At 50.3% G+C, this 16,999-nt stretch carries 10 protein-coding genes; all 10 read left to right on the top strand.

Annotated features, from left to right (window positions below):
- Positions 1-194 precede the first annotated feature (194 nt).
- The 10 genes from LMS44_RS18190 (at position 195) to LMS44_RS18145 (ending at position 16,843) form a co-directional block, all read left to right on the top strand.
- Positions 195-1,265 (top strand): Fic family protein, encoded by a 1,071-nt coding sequence (locus LMS44_RS18190; protein WP_498945946.1) that lies wholly within the window; start codon positions 195-197, stop codon positions 1,263-1,265.
- A gap of 18 nt (positions 1,266-1,283) precedes the next feature.
- A complete protein-coding gene (locus LMS44_RS18185) occupies positions 1,284-2,903 on the top strand; it encodes a class I SAM-dependent DNA methyltransferase (protein WP_498945944.1) in 1,620 nt (539 codons plus the stop codon).
- The gene (locus LMS44_RS18180) at positions 2,903-4,414 is read left to right on the top strand and encodes a restriction endonuclease subunit S (protein WP_498945942.1); all 1,512 of its coding nucleotides are present in this window, start codon (positions 2,903-2,905) and stop codon (positions 4,412-4,414) included. Before LMS44_RS18185 ends, LMS44_RS18180 begins: the two co-directional genes overlap by 1 nt.
- A 57-nt stretch (positions 4,415-4,471) precedes the next feature.
- Positions 4,472-5,749, top strand: coding sequence for a PDDEXK-like family protein (locus LMS44_RS18175; RefSeq protein ID WP_498945940.1), 1,278 nt, complete (start codon positions 4,472-4,474; stop codon positions 5,747-5,749).
- Between the two features lie 638 nt (positions 5,750-6,387).
- A complete protein-coding gene (locus tag LMS44_RS18170; RefSeq protein WP_498945938.1) occupies positions 6,388-6,903 on the top strand; it encodes a 3'-5' exonuclease family protein in 516 nt (171 codons plus the stop codon).
- Between the two features lie 678 nt (positions 6,904-7,581).
- A complete protein-coding gene (locus LMS44_RS18165) occupies positions 7,582-9,927 on the top strand; it encodes a DUF4011 domain-containing protein (protein ID WP_498945937.1) in 2,346 nt (781 codons plus the stop codon).
- 27 nt (positions 9,928-9,954) lie between these two features.
- Positions 9,955-11,117 (top strand): IS3 family transposase gene (locus LMS44_RS18160; RefSeq protein ID WP_174788252.1). Its coding sequence is split into 2 segments (ribosomal slippage): positions 9,955-10,228 and positions 10,228-11,117, totalling 1,164 coding nucleotides; the frame shifts between segments, so codons are not numbered across the junction.
- Positions 11,089-14,634, top strand: coding sequence for a PDDEXK-like endonuclease domain-containing protein (locus tag LMS44_RS18155; protein ID WP_498945935.1), 3,546 nt, complete (start codon positions 11,089-11,091; stop codon positions 14,632-14,634). The genes LMS44_RS18160 and LMS44_RS18155 overlap by 29 nt, the downstream gene beginning before the upstream one ends.
- 207 nt (positions 14,635-14,841) lie before the next feature.
- A complete protein-coding gene (locus LMS44_RS18150; RefSeq protein WP_422154442.1) occupies positions 14,842-15,699 on the top strand; it encodes a tyrosine-type recombinase/integrase in 858 nt (285 codons plus the stop codon).
- Positions 15,692-16,843 (top strand): IS91 family transposase, encoded by a 1,152-nt coding sequence (locus tag LMS44_RS18145; RefSeq protein WP_052475583.1) that lies wholly within the window; start codon positions 15,692-15,694, stop codon positions 16,841-16,843. Before LMS44_RS18150 ends, LMS44_RS18145 begins: the two co-directional genes overlap by 8 nt.
- Positions 16,844-16,999: the final 156 nt, after the last annotated feature.

The raw sequence follows: 16,999 nt of genomic DNA, 5'->3' as shown, positions 1-16,999 counted from the left end.
TCTACTATATGTCGATTTTTTGCGGTTCTTTCGACATGATGCATGCCAAACTAGCTCTAGCAAATATCTATAGGTAGCCACGATCTATACATTGACAGCGTCACATGCAAAGAAAAGTGCTTTTTTCTTTGCATATGAGCTTCGATATGTATAGATTTTTTGTTTTTCTATACATTAACTAAAAGAGATGCTCCGTGCTGCCAACGTTACCCCTTGAACACATCGAACAGTGGGAAACCCGGGCCGTGCTGAAAAAAGCGGCACAGGCACATCGTTACTTGGCAGAGCTAAAAGGTGTGGCAGCGACCATCCCTAACGAAGAAATATTGATCAACACGCTGACCTTGCAAGAAGCCCGGCACAGCTCCGAAATCGAAAATATCATCACTACCCAGGACGATCTCTATCGCGCAGTCGTGGCGGACGAGGCCAGTGTCTCACCACAAACCAAAGAGGTTCAGGACTACGCAACGGCACTAAGGGCGGGATTCCGCAGCGTCCGACACTCCCGGCTGATTCGCCTGCACGACGTTCTACTGATTCAGGAAACCCTGGAGAAAAACCGGGCAGGGTTGCGTAAGCTGCCCGGGACGGCGCTTAAAAATCAGGCCACCGGAGAGGTGGTGTATGAGCCGCCCCAGTCAGCCCCAGAAATCGAAGCGTTAATGGGCAACTTAGTCGCCTATATCAACGATGACGAACAGTGCGATGCGGACCCGTTGGTAAAAATGGCCATCATCCATCACCAGTTCGAGAGCATTCATCCGTTCTATGACGGCAATGGCCGAACCGGGCGCATTATCAACATGCTTTACCTGGTCGCCAAAGACCTACTCGACCTGCCCGTACTTTATCTCAGCCGTTACTTGATTCAGACCAAGGCTGGCTACTATCGGGAATTACAGGCGGTGCGCGAGACCGGCAACTGGGAACCCTGGCTGCTCTATATGCTGGAGGGTGTTAGCCAGACCGCGCGGCAAACCATTGATCTAATTGGCCAGATACGCGAGTTGATGCAACACACCAAACACCGGATGCGTGACGAATGTCCGAAGATCTACCGGCAGGAACTGCTAAACAACCTGTTCAACCACCCGTATACGAAAATTGAATTCGTGATGGAAGATCTGGCCGTTAGCCGGATCACCGCGACCAAGTACCTGGATGAACTGGTCAATATCGGCCTGCTGGACAAAACCAAAGTCGGCCGCAGCAACTTCTATATCAATACTCCGCTGATGTCGCTCTTCCTAGAGCGCGCCTAATACTATTTGGAAACATTTATGACCAACAATGACATCGTCCAGAAGCTCTGGAACCTTTGCGACGTGCTGCGCGACGACGGCATCAACTATTCAGACTACGTTACCGAACTGGTGCTGCTGCTGTTTATCAAAATGGTTCACGAGAACACCGAAGCGGGCACTCTCAAGAAGCACCCTCTGCCCGAAGGCTGCCGCTGGTCCGACATCAACGGTAAATCCGGCATCAACCTGCTGAACGACTACAAACGCATTCTGCTCAGCCTCTCTACTGGCCGCGATAGCGACGGCACCCTGGTGCACGACGATCCGTTGATCAGCGCCATCTACGCCGATGCGCAGACCCGCCTGCGTGAGCCGCGCCACCTGGAGCAGATGATCAAAACCCTGGACCAGATCGACTGGTTCAGCGCCCAGAAGGACGGCCTGGGGGATCTTTATGAAGGCCTGCTGGAAAAGAATGCCAACGAGACTAAATCTGGCGCTGGCCAGTACTTCACCCCCCGCGCCCTGATCAACACCATGGTGCGCTGCCTGAAGCCACAGGCCGGTGAACACATACAAGACCCGGCCGCAGGTACCGCGGGCTTTCTGATTTCCGCCCACGAACACATCAAAAGCCAGACAGACGATCTTTACGACCTGACCGCCCAAGAAAAAGCCTTTCAGGCGAACCGTGCTTTCGTGGGCATTGAGCTGGTGCCCGGCACCCGCCGCTTGGCGTTAATGAATTGTCTACTCCACGGCATGGAGGGTGACGATGAAGGCGTGGTACACCTGGGCAACGCCTTGGGCCAGGCTGGCGCTGGGCTGGAAAAGGCCGATGTGATCCTCGCCAACCCGCCATTTGGCACCAGCAAGGGCGGTGACGCCAGCATCACCCGCGACGACCTGACCTATAAAACCAGCAACAAACAGCTGGCCTTTCTGCAGCACATCTACCGCAACCTCAAACCCGGTGGCCGCGCCGCCGTGGTACTGCCGGATAACGTGCTGTTCGAAGCGGGTGTGGGTACCGACGTGCGCCGGGACCTGATGAACAAGTGCAACCTGCACACCATCCTGCGCCTGCCCACTGGCATCTTCTACGCTCAGGGCGTCAAGACCAACGTACTGTTCTTCACCAAGGGCAGTGCTACGGATAAGTACCAGGAAGAAAGCTGCACTGAAAATGTCTGGGTTTATGATCTGCGCACCAACATGCCCAGCTTCGGCAAACGCACGCCTTTTGGCGAGCCACATCTGAAGCCGTTTGACACCGTGTATGGCGAAGACCCCAACGGCTTGGACCCGAGGGAGGAGGGCGAATACAGCTTTCATTCCGACAAGATCGAACTGCCCGAGTACAGTGATGAAAATGAAGGTGTCGATCCCCGTTTGGCCCACAGCCGCTGGCGCAGCTTTAGCCGCCAGTGGATAGCCGAACACAAGGGCGACTCGCTGGATATCATCTGGCTCAAAGATAGCGACAGCGTGGATGCGGCCAATCTGCCAGTGCCGAGTGTGTTGGCGGGAGAGGCAATGGGTGAATTGGTGCAGGTGCTAGGCGAGATGGATGCGTTAATGCGGGAATTGGGGGCTGAGGATGAGGCCGACGGGGCTCGGTTGCTTTTGCAGGAAGTGATGGGTGGGGAAAAGTAATGCCAGAGCATCAACTTTCTCAAGGGTGGGTTATATCAGCCATTCAGAATCTAATTTCTATTGATGGCCTAATATCAGATGGAGATTGGATTGAATCAAAAGATCAAGATCTAAACGGCTCGATACGCCTGGTTCAGCTTGCTGACATTGGCGACGGAGACTTCCGAAATAAATCACAGCGTTTCATGTCGGAAGAAAAGGCTTCCCTACTAAATTGCACGTTTTTAGAGGAAGGGGACGTATTGATTGCACGGATGCCAGACCCCTTGGGTCGAGCATGCCTTTTTCCTGGAGTTGGGCAACCTGCGGTCACTGTCGTGGACGTTTGTTTGATAAGGGCAGGGCTCAACTCTGCTATAACCAACCACTTGCTCAAATACTGGATTAATTCCCCCAGCTTTAGAGGTTTAATTTCGGAGAATGCCTCCGGTACTACTCGAAAACGCATTACTCGAAAAAAGCTGGAAAAATTTGAAATTCCACTACCTCCTCTCGCCGAACAAAAAGTCATCGCCGACAAACTCGACACCCTGCTGGCCCAGGTGGAAAACACCAAAGCCCGCCTCGAACGCATTCCGCAAATCCTCAAACGCTTCCGCCAGTCCGTGCTGGCTGCGGCGGTAAGTGGGCGGTTGACGGAGGAGTGGCGGCACAATAATCCCAATACCCAGCATCCAGACCTTGCTGAAATCCGAGAGTATTGGCTAGAGCAAAGCCGTGCCACAGGCAAGAAATACTTGGCACCTGAACCGGTGACTCCTTCCCCTGGGCACAGGCTCCCAGATAGTTGGGTGATGACAAGTATTGGGCGGGTTTTTAATGTTTTCGTAGGATCCACACCAAGCCGAACTCGTGAAGACTATTGGAACGGGGACATTCCTTGGGTGAGCAGTTCAGAAGTTGCCTTTTGCAGGATTACGTCAACGAAAGAGGCTATCACGGAAACTGGGTTTTCAAACGCATCCACGACGATACATCCAGTGGGAACGGTCATGCTCGCGATGATCGGTCAGGGACGCACTCGCGGGCAGGTAGCCGTATTGGATATACCCGCTTGCCACAATCAAAACACCGCCGCGTTACGCGTACCAAAAGAATTCGTGATTTCTGATTATCTTTATTACTACCTTACTCAGCAGTATGAAGAAACCCGACGGATCGGCGGTGGGAATAACCAAAAAGCTCTGAATAAACGAGTAGTACAATCAATGGACTTTCCACTAGCGCCATTCGAGGAGCAAACCGAAATCATCCGCCGAGTAGACCAACTCTTCGCCCACGCCGACCGCATCGAACAACAGGTCAACAACGCTCTGGCCTGCGTCAATAACCTCACCCAGTCCATCCTGGCCAAAGCTTTCCGCGGTGAGCTTACCCAGCAATGGCGCAAGGACAACCCGGCACTGATCAGCGGGGAGAACAGTGCTGAGGCGTTGCTGGAGCGGATCAAGGCTGAGCGGGCAGCAATGAAAAAACCTGCAAAGAAAACCCACAAGCAGGCATCCGCGTAATGTGTTCATGCGGTGAGTTTGTTGCAGAAAACATCACAATCGTAATGGAAACATAGAATGAGTAATCTAGCTGCCTCGCAAGTCGAAATCGACTTGACGGACAGATTTCACCGCTTGGCTGAACTGGTCGAGACTTGCCGAGAAAAAGCTAACCGTCACGGTGAGCGCTTCAATATTTTTGCCATCCTTGGCCTTCAACGCGATGAAAATCGCACCCACTCAAGGTACCTCGCGGAGTTGCTGAGCCCCGCCGGGCGGCACGGTGAAGGCGCCAGGTTTCTAAATGCGTTTGTTAACGATGTTCTTGGCCTTCCCCTTGATCTAAGCGGGCGTGTCAATGTCACCAGAGAACTAGCCACCGCAGATCAACGGCGTGTGGATATCGTAGTGGAGTCGCCAGAGCTGATTATCGGCATTGAAGTGAAAATTGACGCCGGTGACCAGAAGGCGCAGTTGCACGACTATTACACGGAACTCAAACACCGAGCCAACAACCGGAAAAAGGCGGTACTGGTTTATCTCACCCTGGATGGCAAGGCTCCCTCTGCCGGGAGCCTTAAAGACCTTGAGCAAGAGAATGTTCATTGCCTTTCTTTCGCGGAAGATATCCGCCTGTGGATCAACAATTGCGCTAGCCTCAGCAAACACAAACCGGAATTGTCCTACGCGCTTATCCAGTACAAGCGTCTGCTCGAAACCCTCACCGGAGCCGGAACCTCTATGACAGCGCTTATCGCCGACAAACTGGCCAATAACCGTGATGACCTGGAAACGGCCCTGGCGGTAGAAAAGGCGCTACCCAAGGCGAAAGCAACGGTAATGCTCCGGTTCTGGGAGGAATTATCGAAGGCAATGGCCGATGCGTTGGGCGTGACACCTACTGTTTATGGAGGGAAAAATCTGAGTGAGATATCTCACAGCTATTTTGATGTTAAGCGGGGTGGAAAGCATGTAGGTATCAAGCACACGGTGGGTGATTTGAGCGGTAAAAAGCTCTGCCTATACGTGAACCTCTATAACGCCATCCACTATGGCTTTCGTGTCGATAGCGAATCAGGCTTGCCGGTTGCGCAGCAGGGTGTGCGAGAGCAACTAAGGGAAAAGCTAAACGATGGTAATGCGGTTGCTGATAAAGATCTGGATTGGCTAGTTTGCTACTACCACAACCCAGCTCCCAGTCAGGAGCCGATTATTCTTAACTTCGACAAATTCACCGGGTCGGTTCTCGACTTGATGGATGAGGAAAAGCGGCAGACGATCATTGGTCAGATGGTAGATCACCAGGTAAACCTGATTAAAGAAGCCAAAACACTCCTCGAAACCAGCGTTGCATAAACGGCGCCAGAGGCTTTGTGCCAAGAAATCAGATTCATACTTGGCACAACATCGTCTAGCACAGTCGCGATGTGGCAGTCTGAACCCGACAGCATAGGAATGAGTGATCCGAAAAGCTTCTACTGAACTCGTGAAGGAAGGTATTTTTTACTATAGTCCTATTAAACCGTTAACTTAAAGGGGTGGAAGCTATGAGTCATTTTACACAGTTTTTAATTGGCGTCTCACCCATTTTGATCATTATGTTCGGGACGCTAATTACAGCGGCGTATGTTATTCGGTGTCGAAAAAAAGAAAAAGATAACTGACGTAATGCGTTTAGGTAATATTAATATAGCCAAGATCAGATAAATTGATTTATTGTGAATAATAAAGCTTAAATATTTTTATTCACTGTTGTAGGTTGATTTTAGGCTTGGGCTTCGATAAAGCCTATAGTCTGACTCTGACAGTGAATTAATGAGTATTTTGAGCTAAATTTTTTTTTGATAATTATTTGCACGAAGTGCTTGATTGAATATGCTTTTCAGAGCAGGTTAAAGCGCTAAGTGCCTTATCTCACCGGAAGAGGGCTATGATTGTGTCGCTAGGAACGGTTAAAAAACAGTCCGTAACAGAAAACGGAGTTTAGCAGCCCAGTGGATATTTTAGCCGAAAGTGATCTTCCTCTGATAACGTTCATTGATATCGAGGCGTCAGGCCTTGGCCCCGATAGCTATCCAATAGAGCTTGGATGGGCCGACACGTTTGGCAATAGCGATGGATTTTTCGTTCGTCCGCTTGACGACTGGACGCACTGGGATCCTGTTGCAGCGTCTATACACGGGATCGCTCGTGATGAATTGTTCGAGCGAGGGTTACATGTCGTCGATGCCGCTAAAAAGCTGAATGACATGCTCGGCTTCGAAACGGTGTATTGTGATGCTTTGGATTCAGATCTTTTCTGGATTAGCAGGCTCTTTGATGCTGCAAAGTTAGAACCTTCCTTTCGGGTATCCGATTTTTATCAGCTGCATAAAATGCTGAGTAATGAGCATATGCTATCGCTACGACAGATGCTCAAAAGTTTGCCGGTACTACACCGGGCTCAGGCTGATGCTGAGCGTTACGTTAAAGCCATCGTCGCAAGTTACACGAATTATGGCATTCGCTAATACAAGCGCCACAGCTTGTGTTCTACTCCGGATTCCTTTGTGCTTTTTTATAGATTTTAAATGTCTCCAGTCTGTCACTCGCCGCATCCGTGTTGGGGCTGAATGATGTAGCCGCGTCTTCCTTTCTAATACCGCTTTATGGCAGGCAGTGCTTACTGGTTTCCCCTGTTCTGCTGATGATCTCCTGTATATTGAACTGGATTTACACCACTACGTGGTGAAGCGCTTCCCAGCTGAACTATTGTCTTCGGCGTCGAGGGCGAACTGACGCTGAAAAAGCAGGATTGATTTGGCCAGTACGCTTATCTCAAAGCCAGCAAAACTCATTTCAAGCCGATAACCCCCCCATGTTTGAGGCGTGCCACACCAAGGTAATGCCTGGATGTTACGTGGTGAGCGTCGGAAGCCACGTTATGCCACACAGTGGGGAGAATTAATAAAGGTACGTGTCTAATGCTGCTGGGACTAAATCACGAATGAGATTTTATGGTTTGGTACACGACGTTGGTACATAACATGGTGCTGTGAATGGAATTCGAAAGGAAGCAAGGTTTGCGCCCTCAAACTTTTTGATAGGTTGGCGACTGCCTCTGATAGTCTTGTCTCTACTAATCGGTAGTAAATAATGATACTTCGGTGGCAAACTAGCTAATTATTCCGGGCAGGAGCATGGGGACGATGGAACGGCGACCTTACCTCGCGTTAGAGACCAGCCGGCTGAGCAAGATCGTTAATGGCAACACGCAGGATAAAAACCTGTTAGAAGCAGTCCTCTTCGAGCTGAACTTTCGAAAAACAAGTGCAGCGAGACAGCTCAAACGCCGAGTTGAACAACTGCTAGAGCTGTCTGATCAGCAATTAGACGATTCCCATGAAGCGCCTCAAATACAAGAAGTCAAGAATAAGCAAATAGAAACAATGGCTTATGGGGCTTCCAAAGCAAAGGAACCGAGCCGGACTATGTCTAATGAACAAGACCAGCAAGCTGCGGATAACTTCCTAAACTCGTCAGACCCTTTCGTGCTTGAGTCGCTGGAACTGATGCGCAAAAAGCTATTAGATCTCACGGCTCGAAACAGGTTGTTGAATTTCCCTATTCAACAGAAAGCTGCAGCCCTGCGGATTATAGATGAAGTTCCAAACCAACTGTGCGAAGTGCTTCTTTCTGAGCGTGAGCTTACGTTCAGGTCTGTTCCGCCTCCTACCCGGGAGGAGTTAATTGAGCATGGTTACCTTGAAGTAGATGAAGAAAATGGCAAAGACCGCCAGTTAAAAGCTAACCCTGATGCGAAGGAGTGGGCAAAGGTCCTCGGTTTTGATATTAGTTATGAGTTGCCGAGAGATGATGAGGCTCAAGGTGGTGAAAAGCATCAGGATGATGCGATTCAGGTTCTGCTCTACCCACCAGAAATGGAATCTAGATTACGTGCAATACGTAGCAAAGCTCAAACCGCGATAGAGGAAATGGGTTCAAGCATCCTCTATTTGTCGCTTGGTTTTCTGGAATGGGCAGAAAATGACAGCGGCTCAAAAACAAGATTGGCTCCGCTTTTTACAGTTCCGGTACATCTGAGCCGCGGGAAGCTAGACCACAATAGTGGAACCTATCAGTACACCTTGAGTTACACCGGCGAAGATATCCTCCCGAACTTGTCTCTAAAAGAAAAGCTAGCAGTCGATTTCGGTCTTGCGTTACCGGAAGTTGAGGAAGATGTCTCTCCTGAAACCTACCTCGATCATGTTGCTGAAGTAATTAGAATTACAAAACCAAATTGGACCGTCCGGCGTTACGGCGCTCTTGCTCTGCTGAATTTTGGCAAGATGCTGATGTATTTGGATTTAGATCCAAAGAGATGGCCTCTCGACGAGCGAAACCTGATTAAGCATTCAATTGTGCAGCGCTTTTTCAAAAGTTCGGAAAATGGCTCGGATGAGGGGGAAGGCAATACTGTGGAGTATTCCATCGATGAGGTTGAACAAATACATGATTTGTTCCCGCTAATCGATGATGCTGATAGCTCCCAGCATAGTGCACTTATTGATGCAGTGAATGGTCAGAACCTTGTTATTGAAGGGCCTCCAGGGACTGGTAAATCACAAACGATAACTAACTTGATTGCTGCTGCTATGTTAAACGGCAAGAAAGTTCTATTCGTAGCGGAGAAAATGGCCGCTCTTGACGTAGTTAAAACTAGGCTAGATAAGGCCGGATTAGGTGATTTCTGTCTTGAGCTACACAGCCATAAATCACAAAAGCGCAAGGTACTTGAAGATATCAGTGCTCGTGTAGTGAAGCAGAAGCATTTGAGCTCAACACAAAATATTGACGCAGAAACAATGCGTTATGAGGAGCTTAAAGAGCGACTCAATCACTATGCTCAAGAAATCAACGAAACATGGGCTAATACAGATAAAACAATCCACGAGATATTTAGTAGTGCGGCTCGTTATCGTCAACTGTTAGAGATAAATCCAACCGATATTCATATCGCTGGGCTGACGGGGACGTCTCTCACCGAATTGAAACGGCTTCAGCTTGTCGATCAAGTTAAAGAGTTCCAGCAGATTTATCGAGGAATGATAGAACAGGTCGGGCAAAGTGCCCAACTTCATGATCATCCTTGGTCTGGGGTAGAGAGTACGGCAATTCAGCTTTTTGACTCAGAACAGGTTGTATCTGTTCTTCGGGAGTGGCAACAGTCACTTGATCAATTGCATGAGCGCAACCAGGGAGCTGCACATACTCTCAAAATTGATGTGTCAGAGCTGTTAACGTTGGAGAAATGCGAGTCATTGGCTTTGGATCTCTACGATCTACCAGCACTCTCTCGTAAAGAGCTGTTTAAGGCGCTTGATGGGCTTGATCTCAAGACCCAGTCTGAGGTCGAGGAATTGCTGAGTCTCCATCAAAGAATTCAAGAGACATTTGGGAAATTAGCACAGCACATCCTTTCAGAAAAGCTTTCAGCACTATCGCGTGGCGATGAAGTGGTTATAGTTTCCCGGACACACAGACGCAGATAATATTATCTGCCCATCAAGGTGTGTGCCATGAGTCAGAAAAAAAGCAATTCGTATACAGCCGAGTTTAAAGAAGCCGCCGTCAAACTAGCGGTGGAATCCGATCAACCGATCGCCCAGTCGGCGCGCGAGTTGGGCGTTAACGTCAACACGCTGCATACTTGGATCGATAAATTCCATGGCAAGCAGACGAGTGATTCGAGTAGTGCGGTTGACGACAAGCACCTATATGAAGAGTTGAAGCAACTCCGGCGTGAGAATGCTCGGCTGAAGGAAGAGCGGGAACTGTTAAAAAAGGCGGCGGCCTTCTTCGCCAAAGAATCGAACTGAGGTACGGCTTCATCGAGGAGCATCGGGGCACGTTCAGCACTGCCCTGATGTGCCGAGTGTTTGAAGTCTCTCGCAGTGGCTATTACGAGTGGCGAACTAGACCGTCCAGCCAGCGAGTCCGGGATGATCAGGCGTTGAAGGCCAGTATTCGTGAACATCATAAAAAAAGCCGCTCAACCTATGGAACACGGCGTATTCAAAAGCAACTGGCTGAAGACGGAGAAACCGTCAGCCGCCGTCGAATCGGTCGATTGATGGGTGAAGAGGGCCTTGAGTGCAAGATGCGGCGCAAGTTCAAAGCGACGACCAATTCAAAGCATAACAAGCCGGTAGCCGCGAACCTGCTGAATCGTAACTTCACGGCATCAGAGCCTGATCAGGCTTATGTCGGTGATATCACCTATATCCCGACACGGGAGGGCTGGCTGTACCTAGCCGTCTTCATTGACCTTTGCTCACGAGCGGTCGTCGGATGGTCCATGGATAGCCGGATGCCGGCAGCGTTGGTGAACGACGCGCTGACCATGGCGATCTTTAAGCGTCGGCCAGCAGCCGGTCTGCTGGTTCACAGTGACCGTGGCAGCCAGTATGCCTCGGATAGTTTCCAGGGCTTGCTCAAGCAGCATGAGTTCAAGTGCAGCATGAGCCGCAAGGGTAACTGTTGGGACAACGCCCCGTCAGAAAGCTTCTTTCATACTCTAAAGACCGAGTTGGTGTATCACGAGGACTTTAAGACGCGAGAGGAAGCGAGGCAGGCGATCTTCGAGTATATCGAGGTATTTTATAATCGGGTGCGGCTGCACTCCAGCAACGACTATATGAGTCCAGCGGACTATGAATCGAGGCTACGTGCAGCCGCTTAAAAAAGTGTCCGGAAAACTGTTGCCAGATCACGAGCCCTTGCCGGCATTCCCCGACTTGCATCTCCTATCTGGTGCATGTCGAGAAGAACTCTTCTCAAATATTGTGCGTGCAACCATTAAACTTGAGAAAGTTGAAGCTGAACTGAAGGCTCTTGACCGACAGCTGCAAGAATTGAAGGTCGCTTTGCCTTCGCCATTAAATACCAATTTAGAGCCGACGGTTGAGGGCCTCGAAGCTGCAATCAAAATGATTGAAGCGATTGGAGCGCTTGATAGCCGGATGATTAGCCTTCGTTCGGAGCATTTTGATGAAGATGACCTCGATGCCACACTGAAAGCTCTAGACGTAAAACTTCTTCACCTCAAGCCGCTGCGGGAAAGGGTGAGGCAGGTTTTTGATATTGACAAATTACCTGATTCAAAGGAATTACAAGCTTTACAAGTACAGCTATTGCGAGAGGGAATGAGTAAATGGTTCTCTGGGGATTGGTGGCGAGCTCGCAAGCAGGTTAAGGGGTTTGCAAAACAACCTGACATTAAATTAAAACAGATCAATCCTGTTCTATCTGAGGCAATAGAATATGTCTCGGGAATGGAAACATTCGATTCACGGTTGTACAAGCGTCAAATAGGGCCTGCATTTGAAGGGCTGGAAACGGATATAGAGGGGCTGAAACTTCTTCGTGAATGGTATCAGCAAATTCGCAATACTTATGGCATCGGTTTTGGTCAAACGGTGGCTATCGGAGACGGCATTTTTTCACTAGATGCTCAGCTATTCAAAGGTATTCAGCAGCTTCAACAGAAAGGGTTCGTAAAAGAACTGAGGGAGATACTCGCTTCACTAGATGATATTCAGGCGGTACTGCCCGGCATCCGGCATGAGCTTCATCAGAACCAAAACCTTACAGGCGAACAAGGCTCTTTGCTTTCGGCACACCGTCGCTTTAAAGCGGCCGTGCATGTGATTCAGCAATGGTTTAAAAACAACGAGTTTACTCTTGAAGAAATTGAGTCTTGTATAGAACAGTTGAGAACTTTACAAAAGCAGCATTCAACGTTTGAAGAGAATGATCTGCTATATAAGCTCTTCGCTCCTGAGGCTGAGTTGTCAGTTGGGCCAACTGCAGAAAACAAACTTTCACTAGAGTCTATTCGGGAAACACTGGATTTCGCGAGCTACGTCCATCGCAAGCTGCGGTTCGAACCGCTCAGAAAGGTAATCCTAGCGATTAAAACGCATGGTGAGTATGAGCGGCTAAAGGATGAAGCAGATGCTTATATTTCGGATTGGAGCGATCAAGAAGAGGCATACGAGCAGTTTAAAAGTAAGACTGAGCTGAGGCCCGAGCAATGGTTGACTAATCAAGATTGGAATATAGATGAAATCAGGCAAAGAAACCTACTAGCGATTGGAAAGCCGGAGTGGCTGAATGATTGGGTCAACTTCGTCCGAATTCGAAACGAGATGAAAGCACAAGGGCTTGAGCCACTTTGGCATCTGGTGACGAGTGGCAGGCTCAGTATCGAGAGTGCAAGGAAAGCTTTGAATTTGGCGATATTTGATCAGTTGTCCAGAGAAATCCTCTCACAAAGGCCACACCTAGGCCGAATATCTGGCAAGAATCAAGCAGCACTTCAGACTACCTTTCGCGAATATGACCAAAAACTAAAGACATTACAGCGTCAAAGAATTGCCAGTGTATTGGCGGAGCGTCATGTGCCTGGGGGCAATGCAGGGGGAAGAAAATCCGAATATACAGAAATGGCTCTGATAAAAAATGAGCTTGGAAAAAAGACAAAGCATATTCCAATTCGTCAGCTAATTAATCGTTCAAGCAACGCCTTATTGGCTTTGAAGCCGTGCTTCATGATGGGGCCCATGTCCGCCGCTCATTATCTTAAACCAGGTCACCTGCAATTTGATTTGGTCGTAATGGATGAGGCTTCGCAGGTTAAACCAGAGGATGCGCTAGGCGTCATTGCTCGTGGTGCACAACTTGTCGTTGTAGGAGACCCAAAACAACTACCACCCACAAGCTTCTTCGATCGTCAGGATATGAATGATGATGACGAGGAAAATGCTGCTATGACGCAGACAGATAGCATTCTTGATGCTTCCCTGCCTCTATTCAAAATGCGTCGCCTGCGTTGGCACTACCGCTCTCAGCACGAAAGCTTGATCGCGTTTTCGAATCGAAACTTTTATGACAACGATCTTGTGATTTTTCCATCGCCCCACGCTAAGGCTCAGGAATATGGAGTTAAGTTCAACTATGTCAAAGGTGGCCGTTTTGTAAACCAATACAACGTTGAAGAAGCAAGTATTGTAGCTAAGGCCGCTGTGAAGCATGCCGTCAATCATCCAAATGAGTCGCTTGGCATCGTTGCCATGAGCTCGAAGCAGCGGGAGCAGATTGAACGTGCAGTAGAAGAAGAGTGCAAAGCAGATAGTAAAATCGCAGATGCCGTAGATTGTCTAAGGAATATGGAAGATGGCATGTTCATTAAGAACCTGGAAAATGTTCAAGGTGATGAACGAGACGTGATCTTCATTTCTTGCACTTATGGCCCAAGCGAGGTTGGGGGGCGGGTCTATCAGCGGTTTGGCCCAATTAATTCTGATGTAGGTTGGCGGCGTTTGAATGTGCTTTTTACTCGATCCAAAAAGCGGATGCACATTTTTAGCTCCATGCGTGCCGACGATATTTTAATTTCAGAAACCTCTAAGCGTGGCGTGATAGCCCTTCGTGATTTCTTGGACTATGCGGAGAAGGGCAGTATGAATGGGACGCCTCTCCATACAGGTAAATCTCCTGACAGCGACTTCGAGGTCTCGGTTATCGATGCGCTCCACCAGGCCGGTTTCGAAAGTGAAGCTCAGGTAGGTGTAGCAGGGTTCTTTATAGATATAGCGGTTAAGGACCCGGGTAAACCCGGTCGTTTTTTGATGGGCATCGAATGTGATGGGGCGACATATCATTCTGCCAAATCAGCTAGGGATCGTGATCGCTTGAGACAAGAAGTCTTAGAGCGGCTCGGCTGGCGGATTCGGCGTATTTGGTCAACGGATTGGTTTAGTAATCCCAAAGGTGAGCTTGAGCCGATTATTCGAGAATTGCATAGTCTGAAAACTGATATGTCTGTCGATGAGGATCTCTACGAACATGATGCTGATCGTTTCGAGGAGGCCGAAGTTGAGGTAGAAACGAATAATGAAGAAGTGTCATCAATATTAGGCAGTGAATTTAGCTTACGTGATCGCCTTGAAGCTTTTAGCAAAACTGTTATCGCAAAGCAATTCCCAAATACACCTAAAGATAGGTGTCTGCTGCGACCTGCGATGATAGAGGCTTTGGTTGAGCTCGAACCTGTATCTACGTCCGAATTCGTCGAGGTAATACCCGAGTACCTGCGGAAGTCAACAGAGCCTAAAGAGGCGAGGCAATACTTGGGACAAGTACTGGAGATTGTTGCAGGATCGGAGGTCGCACAGACTGCTGATCCCACCATTTAAAGAGGAAGGGGTAAGCAGTGACCAAAATGATAGCTATTGGTGATCTTCCGGTTTCGACCACAGCGGCCCTCCCGGCAAAGGTGGCATGCGTGTTTATTGGTGTTGAACTAAACCGCTTCGCGGTAGCTGTCGACGAACCACGTTTTTTGCCTCATCGGGCCACACTGTTGTATGACCCACGTGGGTCATACAACAGGAGTGACGACGATGACTGCCTTGCGACAGAAGATGATCGCGGCCATGCGTCAGCGTGGCTTTGCGCAACGTACCCACAACACCTACCTGATGGTGGTCACTGAACTAGCACGTTATTTCCACCGCCCGCCAGACACGTTGAGTACCGACGACCTGCAACACTTCTTTAATCACCTGGTTCAGGAGCGTGGTTTGTCCGCCGCCAGTTGCCGTGTCTATCTGCACGGCGTGCGGTTCCTGTATTTGCACGTGTTGCAGTGGCCTTCGTTTGATGTGCCGCTCACCGTCCCCAAAAAACCGCAGCGGATTCCAGAACTGCTGACCCGCGACGAGGTTCGGCGGATCCTGGCCGCCTGCCAAAACGCCAAGCATCGCATGATGCTCGAACTGTGCTACGGCTGCGGATTGCGTGTAACCGAGGTCTGCCACCTGCGAGTTAGTGACATCGACAGCCAGCGTTACCAACTCCGTGTGACGCAGGGCAAGGGCGGCAAGGATCGTATGGTGTTACTACCCGTGACCCTGCTTGATCGCTTGCGCGATTACTGGCGCGCCTATCGGCCAGTCACATGGCTGTTCCCGAGCGCTCTGTTTCCCGATCAAGCCCTACACGCCAGTGCGCCACAGAAGGCCTTTACCCAAGCCAAGCGCCTGGCCGGGATCGAGCGGGTCGGTGGCATCCATAGTCTGCGCCATGCCTATGCTACCCATGTTCTGGAGCAAGGCCTTCCCGTCCATCAGCTCCAGCGGCTACTGGGCCACCGTCACCTCCAGTCGACGATGCGCTACCTGCACTGGCTGCCGAGCCAGCAAGGGGGAGATCAGTGTCATATTGACCTGGTGGCCGCCTTGGAGGTGAGCCATGACTAAGGCCGCTACCTTGCAACAGGCGCTGACCCGCTTTCTCGATCCAACCGGTCTTGATCGCCAGCGCCAACGGGTGTGTACCCATCTGCTGGCCTGCCGAACGGAGGCGATGGGCGGGATGGTCTTGCAGTGCTCCGACTGCGCTCATGTACAGCCACACTACTTTGGCTGCCGCGATCGTCATTGCCCGCAGTGCCAAGGCCGCGCCATAGAACAATGGGCCGAACGTCAGCAGGCCAATATCTTGCCTGTGCGCTATTACCACGTCGTGTTCACGCTGCCGCACAGTCTTAATGGCTGGGTTCAGCTTCATCCCGAGGTGATTCACCGGTTGCTGTTCCAGAGTGCTTGGCAAACGCTGCGCACTTTTGGACGAGACCCCAAACGCCTTGGCGGCGAAATGGGGATGATCGCCGTGCTTCACACTTGGGGTCAGAACCTGAGCCAACATGTGCATCTGCACTGTTTGATTCCAGGCGGTGCCTTGGGTGACGATGGCCGCTGGCGTGGGGCGCATAGCAACTACTTGTTCCCGGTGCGGGCCTTGTCATGCCACTTTCGCGGGCACATGGTGAGCGCTCTGCGCAAGGCCGCCAATGCAGGCGATCTCCACCGGGTAAACCGGCCCGGAGATGTCGATGCTCAACTGAACACGCTGATGGCCACTGACTGGGTGGTTTACAGCAAGGACTGCCTTGAACACACTCATACGGTAGTTCGCTACTTGGCGCGCTACACGCGCCAGATCGCCATCAGCAACGCGCGTATCCTGGCCGTCGATGAGCACCAGGTGACCCTACGCTACAAGGACTATCGCGACCATGACCGACACAAGTCGCTCATCCTCAATGGCGAGGAGTTCGTACGCCGCTTCCTGCTTCACGTCCTGCCCAAAGGACTGATGCGGGTGCGTCACTACGGTTTTCTGGCCAATCGCTGCCGTCGGCAACGTCTGATGCAGGTTCGTCGAGCACTAGCGGTGGTTGAGCAAGCACCGGGTGCCGATATGGCTGCCAGCGATGCGGAGCTGGCCTACACCTGTCCACATTGCAAGCAACCCACATTGCGGATGATCGGGACGCTCACACCCCAGCGCCACACCTACGATCAACCGTCTAATCATAAGGATCAACACTATCGAGCATGATGTAACGCCCTACGACGACAACCGACTTGGCTAACCGGCTCGCTAGCGGGTCATGGATAAGCTCGTCCCGATGATGGATTTTAGCCATCAGGCGCGCTACATTGGGTTAAATTAGATTTGGAAGTGCTGAAATGATGGCGAAACTCACGATCAGAG

It is taken from the genome of Halomonas profundus, assembly GCF_020865425.1.
Classification (GTDB): domain Bacteria; phylum Pseudomonadota; class Gammaproteobacteria; order Pseudomonadales; family Halomonadaceae; genus Vreelandella; species Vreelandella titanicae.
This window is presented reverse-complemented; position numbering and strand designations above follow the sequence as displayed.